This window comes from Promicromonospora kroppenstedtii DSM 19349 (assembly GCF_000515355.1).
In the GTDB taxonomy this organism is placed as follows: domain Bacteria; phylum Actinomycetota; class Actinomycetes; order Actinomycetales; family Cellulomonadaceae; genus Promicromonospora; species Promicromonospora kroppenstedtii.
In genome coordinates this window covers 17,873-18,901 of record NZ_KI911768.1, presented here as the reverse complement: position 1 = coordinate 18,901, position 1,029 = coordinate 17,873, and the positions used below count along the sequence as shown (strand labels likewise).

The 1,029-nt window shown below is 76.4% G+C and carries 1 protein-coding gene; it reads right to left on the bottom strand.

All coding sequences use genetic code 11. The features are described 5' to 3' along the window. Positions 1 to 271: 271 nt before the first annotated feature. Positions 272 to 1,029 (bottom strand): NPCBM/NEW2 domain-containing protein (locus PROKR_RS30250; RefSeq protein WP_036971720.1); only part of this gene is annotated, 758 nt, incomplete at its 5' end.

The following is a 1,029-nucleotide window of genomic DNA, read 5'->3' as shown; positions in this document are numbered from 1 at the left end:
CGTCGCGGCCAAGCCGCAGGCCGCCCGCCTGGTCGCCGTGCCGGTCGCGGCGGACGGCGCGGCGGACTGGGTGGTCTCGATGGTCACGACCCCGGACCGCGCGGACTCCCCGGCCCCGCACCTGGCGGAGCTCCTGTCCGACGCGGCGCCTTGCTGACCACCCGCGGCAGACCCGGGTCGGGAGCGCGAACGTAGGGTTGGTCGGCTTCCCAGTGCTGGAAGGGCGACCAACCCTACGTTCGGTGGCCCGGGCGGCGGCTCGGGCTCTGGCTCAGGCGCAGGCGAGGTTCAGCGACAGCCAGTCGGCGCGGTCGTTGTAGCCGCCGTCGCCCGCGTCGCCCACCGCGAGGGTCAGGTCGCGGATGCCCGTCACGTCCACGTCGAACGCGATCGCCGTGCCGCGCTCGACCGTGCCGCTGCTCCAGAGCGTCTCGCCGTCGCCGACGACGTCGAACGTCGCCGTGCCGCCCTCCGGCCCGACCGTGCCGACGACGTCGTCGATGCCGATGCTCCCGGTCAGCCCGGTGCACGCGGCGCCGAGGTAGTAGCGCACCCGGGACGGGCTGGCGACGCCGAGCCCCGTCTGGTGCACCGTGCCCGCCACCGTGAGCGGCGAGCCGCCGCCCACGCTCTGGTCCACCGTGGGTGTCAGCCAGCCGCTGGTCGCACTCACCCAGGGGTGCCTGGACAGCACGACGTCGCCGCCCGACGGCGCCCCGGGCGCGATCGTCACGCGCGACGGCGGCGTCGTGACCTGGCCGGAGCCCGAGGTGACGGATGCGGCGACGTCGTACCCGCCGGTCTCGGCCCCGGGCGGGACGGACACGGTGAACGCCACGGTGGCGGAATCGCCCGGCCGCACCACCCTGGGCGTGGCGCCGAGCGTGCGGGCAGTCCAGCCCTCCGGGAGCGCGAGCGCGACGCGCGGGTCGCGCACGGTCGTGCCGCCGTCGTTGTGCAGCGTCACCTCGGCGGAAACCCGGTCCCCGGCGGCCGCCAGCACGTCGGTGGTCGCGACGACGGCGTCCG